At 43.1% G+C, this 253-nt stretch carries 1 protein-coding gene; it reads left to right on the top strand.

Annotated features, from left to right (window positions below; all coding sequences use genetic code 11):
- A partial coding sequence (locus tag ACYVTD_RS19135) for a hypothetical protein (RefSeq protein WP_461249159.1) occupies positions 1 to 253 on the top strand: 253 nt, incomplete at both ends.

The raw sequence follows: 253 nt of genomic DNA, 5'->3' as shown, positions 1-253 counted from the left end.
ATTTCAGGGTCTTTTTTGGTCGTGAATTTTTTGAACAGCGAATACGCAAGGTTGAAGCTAGGATCGGGATGTTTGGCGGTGGATCGGTTGATATAATGGATGTATTGCTCGATACGGCTTTTTTATTTAGGGCGATTGGTGGGGATGCTCGTGCGGATAATGGTTTGCCCTTTATTGCAGATATAGATAATCCCAGCGCCCATCTAAATTTTGATCTATGCCTTACTGAGAGCCACAACTTTAAGGGCAATCT

Source organism: Treponema sp. R6D11 (genome assembly GCF_054786075.1).
The sequence above is the reverse complement of the archived record's forward strand: the minus strand, read 5'-3'. Positions and strand labels throughout refer to the sequence as shown.